The following is a 9,119-nucleotide window of genomic DNA, read 5'->3' as shown; positions in this document are numbered from 1 at the left end:
CCGATTCCGTTCGGCAAGCCTCGATCGGTGTCAGCGCCCCGACCGCGCCCGCCGACATCCGAAGCGCGATCGAGGAAGCGCGCTACGCCCGCCGGCTCGCCGAGCGCCGTGGCTCGGACTGCAGCGTCGTCGGGCACGACGAATTGGCCACGCTGACAATACTTCTCGCCAATGTTCCCGAGGACGTGCGACGTATGTTCACCTCGCGGCTGCTGACTCCCCTGGTCGAGTACGACAACCTGCACAACAGCGATCTCGTCGAGACACTGTCGGTGTACCTCGACACCAACGGTGCCTGGACGCGTTGTGCCGAACAACTGCACATGCACGTCAATTCCGTCCGATACCGCATCCAGCGCATCGAGGAACTCACCGGCCGCGATCTGTCGCGACTGGAGGACAGAATCGAGTTCTACTTGGCACTTCGGCTCAGATGACTAGTGTGAAGCCATGGCTCTCATCGCTCTGTTGGATCTGACGTTCAAGCCCGAGTCCGTCGCCGATGCCCGTGCGTTGTTGCGGACGGTGCTCGCCGATACCCGCGCATTCGAGGGTTGCCTCGGTGTCGAGGTGTGGGTCGACGAGGAGAACGAGGCACACATGATTGCCTACGAGACGTGGGAGTCGGCCGAGGCCGATGCGAAGTACCGTGAGTTCCGCGCCGGACCCGGCAAGATCGCCGAATTGCCGCCGCTGCTCGCCGCACCGCCGACACTGACGAAGTTCACGACCGACTCGTCGTTCTGATCGGTCGGTGACTCAGGTTCGCGTGATGCGCACGAGCAACCCCGCGACGTGCGCCGAGGCCGCGATCCGGGCGGCTTCGGCGTCGCCGGTCTCGATGGCGTCCACGATGCGTTCGTGCTCGGACACCGCGAGCCGCCGAGCGGTCTCGCCCGACCACATGTCGGTGCGATACAGGTGCGCCTGACTGTCGAGTCGTAACAGTGCGTCACTGAGCGGACGGTTGTCGGCCACATCGCGAATGCGCGTGTGGAAGCGGAGGTCCAGCAGTGCATCGCGCTGTGCGTCTGCAGGCCGGTCGAGCAGCGCGCGTTGCTCCGCGACCATGCCCCTGAGCTCGTCGACGACGTCGTTCGTCGCGTTCAGCGTTGCTCGATGTGCCGCCAGTCCGTCGAGAAGTTCTCGGACCTCGAACACGGATCGAATGGTGTTGGCATCGAGCGAATCCACCTTGGCACCGGCGTTGCGGGTGTGTACGGCGATACCCTCGTAGATCAACTGCTGCACCGCCTCCCGCACCGGTGTGCGGCTGACGTTCAACTTGGCGGCCAACGCCGGGACGCTCAGCGGGGTGCCGGGAGGCAACTCCCCGGAAAAGATCTGCTCTCGCAGAGTTGCATGAACCGACTCGGTGAGAAGTTCCCGTTCGGAAGTGGTCATGGATTCCATCCGTTACGTGCGTCGTATCGTGCCGATGGACATTCTCGCCTACACCGCCTGCGATACCCGAATCACGAGTCCGAACCCGATGCGTGCCACCTGCCGACGAGAGCGCGAGAGAGGATTCCGAACAACGAGAAGACTGCGATTCCGAACGCCGAAGCGATGGCGATCGCCGCGATGAGGTCCTCGGACTGCAACCGGCTGCGATAGACGTCGAGCAGGGTCCCGATGCCCGGTTCCCCCTTTGCGAAGAACATGTCACCGATGATCGCGCCGACGACCACCAGTCCCGCGGCGGTGCGGATGCCGGTCAGGATCGAGGGAAGTGCCGCGCGCAGTTCGAGTTTGGTCAAGCGCTCCCACCGGTTCGCTCGGCCGAGGGTGAACAGTTCGTGCAGCCCGCGATCGACCGAGCGCAATCCGAAGTGCGTGTTGGTGATGATCGGGAACGCCGCGATCATCACGCAGACGATGGTACGGGCGACCATGCCGTAGCCGAACCACAGCCCGATCAGTGGCACGATTGCGAGAATGGGAATGACCTGCAGCGCAACGGCATACGGGTACACCGCACGCTCGATCCAGCGTGCCTGATTCATCAGGACACCGACGGTCACACCGAACAGGACGGCGATGACGAACCCGATGGCGGTCACCCGAGCCGTGACGGCGAGGGCCTCGAGCATCGGCATCAGGTGTGCAGAGTCGAGGAGTGAGAGCGTCAGGACGCGATGGGGTGCCGGGAGCAGGAAACGTCTCTGCGGCTCGAGGACGAGGTATGTCACGGCGTACCAGGCCAGCAGTGCCACCGCGAAGGACGCCAGGGGTACACCGATCACGCTCAACGGGGTCTTCGGCCTTCTCGCCGGGATTGCGCCGCGATCCCCGACCGCTCCGGCTGCACGAATACGGGGCACGAGGACCGCCAGCGTCTGCGTCATCACGCAACTCCCCGCAGGCTCGCGGAGATATGTGCGACGTACTCGGTGAAGGCCCGGTCGAATCGCAGGCTCTCGGTGCGGGGCCTGTCGAACTCGATGTCCACCACCGAGTGAATTCTGCCGGGTCGGGGCGTCATGACGACGACGCGATCGGCGAGAAAGACGGCCTCGGACACCGAGTGCGTGATGAACATTGCGGTGAACTTCTTTTCGTTGCAGAGTCGGTGCAGAAGAGCTTGCATGTCGTATCGCGTCATCTCGTCGAGGGCACCGAACGGCTCGTCCAGCAGCAGAACCTCGGGCAGCGACGTGAGCGCCCTGGCCAGCGACACCCGCATCTTCATGCCTCCGGACAGCGCACTCGGCAGTTGGTCGGCGAAGCCGGTCAATCCCACCGCGTCGATGGCCGCGATTGCACGTTCGCGACGAGCGTTCTTGGCGACGCCTCCGAGCTCTGCCGAGAGTTCGATGTTCCCCTGGACGTTGCGCCACGGCAACAACGTCGGTTCCTGGAAGATGAACCTACGGATTGCGTTGCGACACAGACGCTGCCACTCGTGCACCGCTCCAGGCCGGCGGCCATGCGCAACAGAGTGGACTTTCCGCAGCCCGACGGACCGACCACGGCAACGAACTCGCCTCTGCGAACATCGAGTTCGATACCGTCGAGTGCTGTCGTGCCGGTCGGGAACCGTTTGACCGCCTTGTCGAAGGTGATCTGTGAGTTCTTCATCAGTGATGTCGCGTCGACATCGAACACGGTATCGATCAGATCCATCTGAATCTCCAGGCGTCGATTGCATGTAATTAGGTACCTAAAAGGATCTATTGCATGCATTACGTGCGCGTTTCTCCCCGTAAACTCTAGGTGACCTGTGGTCGGTCGATTCGGCTTTGAACAGCAGTGCAATCACTCTTCAGGGCTCGGAACGGCGCGCAGGGCTACTTTCCTCTTTACATGTAATCGATGCTCGTGCACACTGTGTCCAGCCGCTCGTCGCCTCCTCGGCCGAATGCCGTTTTCCCACAACGTGTCTCACACCCCCACCAGAAGAGAGTTACTCGCCATGGTCACCAAGAAGACTCGGGCCGCCGCTGCGGCTGTTGCAGTTGCCGTATCGGTCTGCGTCAGCGCATGCAGCGCCGACGACGCCGAATCGGCCAGTTCGGAACCCCTGGAAGCCGTTGCGGCGCAGGACAGTCTGGCCGAACTGTGTCCGTCGACGCTCGCTGTTCAGCTCCAGTGGCAGCCGCAGTCCGACATGGGCGCGCTGTTTCGCATGCTCGGTCCCGGCTACTCCGTGAACACCGACGAGAAGTCCGTCACCGGCCCACTGGTGACAGGCGGCAAGGACACCGGCATCGACCTCTCGCTCCGAGCGGGTGGGCCGGCCATCGGATTCCAATCGGTGACATCACAGATGTACGTGGACGATTCGATCGATCTCGGCATCGTGCACGGCGACCAGGTGATCGCCGCTGCGGCAGATCAACCGGTCGTCGGAGTGACGCCACTGTTGAAGTACAGCCCCGCGATCCTGATGTGGGATCCGGAAAGCCACCCGGACTGGACGTCGATCGCCGACATCGGACGATCCGACGCCACCGTCGTGGTCTCCAAAGAGCAGATATTTCCGCAGTGGCTCGTGCAGAAGGGGCTGCTGAAGTCCTCGCAACTCGACACCGGGTACGACGGAGCTCCGGCCAGATTCGTCGGTGATCCGCAGATCGCCCAGCAGGGCTTCGCCAATTCGGAGCCCTACACCTACGAATCGGACACACCTGCCTGGGGCAAGCCGGTCTCGTACCAGCTCGTCAAGGACACCGGGTTCGATATCTACGCATCGAACCTCTCGGTCCGAGCCGACAAGCTCGACGCGATGTCACCCTGCTTGGACAAGCTCGTTCCGTTGGTCCAGCAGGCGACCGCCGACTACATCACCGCGCCTGAGGAGACCGACTCCACCATCGTCGACGTCGTCGCGCAGGACACGTCGTTCACGCCGTACACCGACGGCGAAGCCGCGTTCAGCTCGGCGCTGCTGAAGGAGCAAGGACTGATCGCGAACGAAGCCGACGGGTCGGTGGGAACGTACGACGCGGCGCGCACACAGAACAACCTCGCCGAACTCGGGCCCGTCCTCGCCGCCGACGGAGCTCGACTCCCGGCTGACCTGACTGCCGAGCAACTCTTCACCAACCGCTTCACCGATCCCTCGATCGGCATCTCCTGATCCGGCATTCCCTGATCGGCATTCCCTGATCGGCACTGCCTGATCGGCGCACCACCCACCACGAACACCCACCTGTAGGAGAATGACCACCGATGAACTACCCACTGACCGAACTGGACCGCGAAGCCCGCATGGGCGGCATCGGCACCGAGACGACGACCCGCGAGATCCGTCGAATCGATCTGTCGAACTTCGACTCTCGTCGTGAGGAGATCACCGAACAACTGTGGAGTGCCGCCACCGATATCGGCTTCTTTCAGGTGGTCGAACACGGAATCGACTCGGCGCAGGTTCGACGCGCTTTCGCAGCAGCCGAGAAATTCTTCGCACTGCCGGAGGAGATCAAGGCGCAGTACCCGCTGAAGAAGGGCTACAACTCCGGTTGGGAGTACAAGTCGCAGGTGCGGCCGTCGATCGGAACACCAGATCAGAAGGAGTCGTATCAGGTCACGCGTCCACACATGGACGATCTCTGGCCGACGCAGGACGAGGTGGCCGGTTTCCGCGAGACCATCCTGTCGTTCGAGGCGAAATGCTGGGAACTTGCGATGAAATTGCTCTCGTGTTTCGCCGTCCGGCTGGGATTCGATCAGGACTTCTTCACCCTGGCCCACGATCCGTCGGCCGACAGCTACCAGAGCACGCTGCGGATGTTGCACTACTTCGCCATCGGCGAGGCAGCAGACACCTGGCGCGCAGGTGCGCACACCGACTTCGATTGCCTCACACTACTGTTCCAGCGCGATGGACAGGGTGGTCTGCAGGTGTGCCCAGGTCGCGAGATGGACACGCAGGAGTGGACCCCGATCGAACCGTCGGACGACGCGATCACGTGCAACATCGGCGACATGCTGATGCGATGGAGCGACGACCTGTTGCCGTCCAATTTTCACCGCGTCAAGAACCCCGGCCCGGAGGAGTATCAGGCGCTCGCTACAGCCTCGCATTCTTCGCTCAGGCCAATCGAGACGCGGTGATCGAGGGTCCGTCCGGCAAGTACGCGCCCATCACTGCGGAGGACTACCTCTACCAACGGATCAACGCCAATTTCACCGGCTCCACCTCTGCAGGGTGATGACGAAGCGATACGAGGGGGCAATACCCATGCACGACACGATCGTTCGTGACGTCACCGTGTACTCCGGCGGATCGTGGCTGCCGCACCGCGATATCGTGGTCGACGCCGGCGTGGTGACGGACATCCGCGACGCGTCGTTGTCGGGTGGCGGCGGTACGGACGGCAGCGTTGCCTACCTCGTTCCCGGGTTCGTCAACACTCACACCCACATGCAGCAGTCGCTGATGCGCGGGATCGCCGAGGGCACTCCCCTGCTCGAGTGGCTGCTCGCCGTCGCAGAGGACTCGGTGGCCATCACCCCCGAGCGGGCGTACACCGCGACGGTCGCAGCGTCACTCGAAGCTTTACGCAGTGGCACAACGACTCTCGTCGAGCATATGTGGCCCCACCCCTCCACCGAGGTGCACGATGCAGTGATCAGGGGTTGCACGACACGGGAATTCGGGCGGTGCTGGGCCGCGGAACCGCCGACCGTGCCGATCCGACCAGGCGGTGGGGATTCGATCCCCGGCTGATGCAGCCACTGACCGACGTTCTCGACCACCTGGACGAACTGATGAAAGTAACGGCAGGGAAACGTATCTCGCCTGCAGTTGCGGTGCCGAATCCTCGGTCTCTCACCCCGGACGGCATGGCTGCCGTCAGCGAGTTCGCCCGTTGCCGCGACATGACGGTGATGATCCATCTGCTCGAGACGCACACCGACGATGCTATGTGCCGCGAGCACACTGGCGTCGGCGCGGTGGAATACCTCGATCGACACGGATTTCTCGACGATCGTGTGCTGGCTGTGCACTGCGTCGAATTGGATGCGGAGGGCCGCGCGAAGTTGGCGCAGCGTGGAGTCGGAATTTCGTACAATCCGTTGAGCAACATGCGCTTGGGATCGGGGGTCGCTGCCGTCCCGGACATGTTGGCTGCGGGATTGCACGTCGGACTCGGGGTGGACGGTGCGGCCAGCAACGACACCCAGGACATGCTCGAAACGATGCGTGTCGGCGCGTACGTGCAGCGGGCCGTGAACAAGAAGGCCGACCTGTTGGGCTTCGACGCGATGATCGACATGGCGTCAGGTGGGGCCAATGCAGCTCTGGGATTACCGCCGAGGGCGGGCGGGGTGGCGGTCGGTGATGTCGCGGATCTGACGATGGTGCGGTTCGAGCGCGATTTCGCATGTCTACCGGTACGCGACCCGGTGCGTCGTTGTTGACGACCGGAACCCGCCAGGTCGTCGACACTGTCTGGGTGGACGGTGAGGTGGTGATTCGAGACGGCCGCAGCACCCGCGTCGACGAGGAAGGGTTGGTGGCGGCGCTGCGCGAGATCCGTTGACTTGACCGGCGCGACGCGGCCGGGTTCGACTACCGCGTCACCTGCTGGTGAGAGTGCGCGGACGCCGGTTCCGGACGGCCGGTGAGGAAGCCCTGGACCATCTGGCTCCGAGTTCGTTCGCCACCTGCAATTCCGCTTCGGTCTCGACGCCTTCCATGATGACGGTGGCGTCGATCTGCCGGGCGAAGTCGATGATCGCGGTCGCGGCCGCTCGCCGCAGGGGATCGTGGTCGATCCCGTGGACCAGCGCATAGTCCACTTTGAGGATGTCCGGCCGCAGTTCGATGACGTGGCGTAGACCGGCGAATCCGGCACCGACGTCGTCGATGGAAATCTGCACTCCCGCAGCACGCAGACTGTCGATAGCTCGGGTGACCGCGATGTAGTCGTCGACACGCTCGTGCTCGGTGATCTCGAGGTAGAACGTCCGCGACGCCAGGTGCGGGCGTAGTCGATCCAGCAGGTTCGTCGTACGGATGGTGTCGGCGGACGCGTTGAGCGAGACAAATGATCCCGGTGGCAGCGCGCGCATCGCGTCGAGCGCCCGGTCGAGTGCCGCACGTTCGAGGCGGGGACCGATGCCGGCCTCCGTGGCGTCGCGGTACCACGACAGCGGCGATCCGGCACCGAAGGGAAAGCGCGAGAGCGCCTCGAAACCCACGACGTATCCGGTGACGGTGTCGCAGATGGGCTGGAAGAAGATGTCGGGGCCGCCGGATGCGATGAGTTCGTCGATCCGGCTCCGCGTCTGCTCGTGCGAGTTCGTTTCGGGAAGACGATCGGACACCGCCCTGCCGGAGGTTCGTGCCTTGAATCGGTACATCTCGATGTCGGCCAGCGCGATCAACCGTCGAACCAGGACGTGAATGCTGGTCTCGGAATCGAGTGCTTCGACCGCAGATCCGAGGCTGGTGGTGAACTGAGGTCCGTCGAACGTCTCCTCCAGGGCGGCCCGAATCCTGTTGTCCGACTGAGTGATTTCCTCGCGAGTTCCGGACCTGACAACCACGAACTCGTCGCCGCCCAGTCGTGCGACCGCCGACCGATCGCCCACAGCCTCGGACAGGCGTCGGGCGAGTTCGATGAGAACGGCGTCGCCCGAGGGGTGCCCGAATCTGTCGTTGATCTGCTTGAAACGGTCGATATCGAGGACCGTCACCCCCACCGCGTCGCCGGCCCCGGAAGGCGAGATGCCGAGGGTGTCCACGGTGTCCAGGAGACCGCGGCGATTCCACAGGCCGGTCAACGGGTCGCGCAGCGCCCGGGCGGCCTTCAGGCGTAGTTGCCCGATGTAGGCCTTGATCATGAACGGAGTTACGTACAGCGAGCCGATGGTCACGATGCGCGAGGCGGTCGACCACGGATCGGCACCCTCGGCGACGGCAAGGACACCGAGCGTGAGCAGCGTGAGCGTAGCGACGCCGAGGTGCATCACCATCACCCGATACGAACTTCCGACGACGATGAATGCGGCGACGATCGCGAACATCGCGCAACCCGGCATCGCGTCGAAATGGGTCTGGAACGAGAGCAGGACCGAGATGATGCCGAGATCTGCGTACAGGACGTAGGCCGTCGCCAGATGCGGCGACGTCCATGGTCTGACGTACCAGGCGATGGCCACGGGCACCGTGGTAGCCGACGCGATGAGGACCACGATCGACATCGGCTCGGAGAACTGCCCCGCCGGGATCATCAGTACGCCGGCAAGTCCGAACGTCAGTGTCATTCCGCTGATGAACAGCCGAACCCATCGTTCCTTCGCGGTGGGGATGAAATCCCCCTGATCGGAAATAGCAACGCCCTCCGTCGAGTAAGGCCCCCAACCTGCATGAACGCTAGCACTCACGGTATACACGCACCCTGAATCGGACGAATCAGACCATGTCTCGCTTGGTGAGCCACCGCAGTGTGGGCCACCCGAGAAACACCGGCAACCAGCAGGTCAGGACGCGATAGAGCAAGACCGACGGGACGGCGATGGAGGCGGGCACTCCGAAGGCGGCGAGACCGCCGATGAGCGCGGCCTCCACGGCACCCACGCCGCCCGGCGTCGGCGCGGCGGAAGCCAGACGTTCCGCCGATCATCGTCACGACCGTCATGGTGACGAACGTGGTGCCGCCGCC

6 protein-coding genes and 4 pseudogenes are annotated in these 9,119 nt (G+C 63.7%); 5 read left to right on the top strand and 5 right to left on the bottom strand.

Features of this window, described 5'->3' with window-relative positions; genetic code table 11:
- Both RHBS_RS19435 and RHBS_RS19430 read left to right on the top strand, forming a co-directional pair.
- Positions 1–437 (top strand): CdaR family transcriptional regulator (locus tag RHBS_RS19435; protein ID WP_187298560.1); only part of this gene is annotated, 437 nt, incomplete at its 5' end.
- 13 nt (positions 438–450) lie between these two features.
- Positions 451–747 carry a putative quinol monooxygenase gene (locus RHBS_RS19430; RefSeq protein WP_121871485.1) on the top strand — a complete coding sequence of 99 codons (297 nt, stop codon included), beginning with the start codon at positions 451–453 and terminating at the stop codon, positions 745–747.
- Positions 748–759: 12 nt separating this feature from the next.
- On the opposite strand, the gene RHBS_RS19425 is transcribed toward RHBS_RS19430, so the two are convergent.
- The 3 genes and pseudogenes from RHBS_RS19425 to RHBS_RS19415 all read right to left on the bottom strand — a co-directional run bounded on the left by RHBS_RS19425 (position 760) and on the right by RHBS_RS19415 (position 3,126).
- A complete protein-coding gene (locus RHBS_RS19425; protein ID WP_128646258.1) occupies positions 760–1,404 on the bottom strand; it encodes a GntR family transcriptional regulator in 645 nt (214 codons plus the stop codon).
- Between the two features lie 71 nt (positions 1,405–1,475).
- Positions 1,476–2,348: an ABC transporter permease gene (locus RHBS_RS19420; RefSeq protein ID WP_128646257.1), complete on the bottom strand. Its 873-nt coding sequence runs from the start codon at positions 2,346–2,348 to the stop codon at positions 1,476–1,478.
- Positions 2,348–3,126 (bottom strand): annotated as a pseudogene (locus RHBS_RS19415) (ABC transporter ATP-binding protein). The gene RHBS_RS19420 and the pseudogene RHBS_RS19415 overlap by 1 nt, the downstream one beginning before the upstream one ends.
- A gap of 289 nt (positions 3,127–3,415) precedes the next feature.
- On the opposite strand from RHBS_RS19415, the gene RHBS_RS19410 reads away from it, so the two are divergent.
- The 3 genes and pseudogenes from RHBS_RS19410 (at position 3,416) to RHBS_RS19400 (ending at position 6,992) form a co-directional block, all read left to right on the top strand.
- The gene (locus RHBS_RS19410) at positions 3,416–4,582 is read left to right on the top strand and encodes an ABC transporter substrate-binding protein (RefSeq protein ID WP_128646256.1); all 1,167 of its coding nucleotides are present in this window, start codon (positions 3,416–3,418) and stop codon (positions 4,580–4,582) included.
- Positions 4,583–4,674: 92 nt separating this feature from the next.
- Positions 4,675–5,657 (top strand): annotated as a pseudogene (locus RHBS_RS19405) (isopenicillin N synthase family dioxygenase).
- Positions 5,658–5,686: 29 nt separating this feature from the next.
- Positions 5,687–6,992, top strand: a pseudogene (locus tag RHBS_RS19400) (amidohydrolase family protein).
- A 37-nt stretch (positions 6,993–7,029) separates the two neighbouring features.
- Here the strand turns inward: RHBS_RS19400 and RHBS_RS19395 are convergent.
- Both RHBS_RS19395 and RHBS_RS19390 read right to left on the bottom strand, forming a co-directional pair.
- Positions 7,030–8,841: a bifunctional diguanylate cyclase/phosphodiesterase gene (locus RHBS_RS19395; protein ID WP_237669457.1), complete on the bottom strand. Its 1,812-nt coding sequence runs from the start codon at positions 8,839–8,841 to the stop codon at positions 7,030–7,032.
- A 28-nt stretch (positions 8,842–8,869) separates the two neighbouring features.
- Positions 8,870–9,119 (bottom strand): annotated as a pseudogene (locus RHBS_RS19390) (lysylphosphatidylglycerol synthase domain-containing protein); the annotation flags it as partial.

Source organism: Rhodococcus sp. BS-15 (genome assembly GCF_000813105.1).
Taxonomy (GTDB): Bacteria; Actinomycetota; Actinomycetes; order Mycobacteriales; family Mycobacteriaceae; genus Rhodococcoides.
This window is presented reverse-complemented; position numbering and strand designations above follow the sequence as displayed.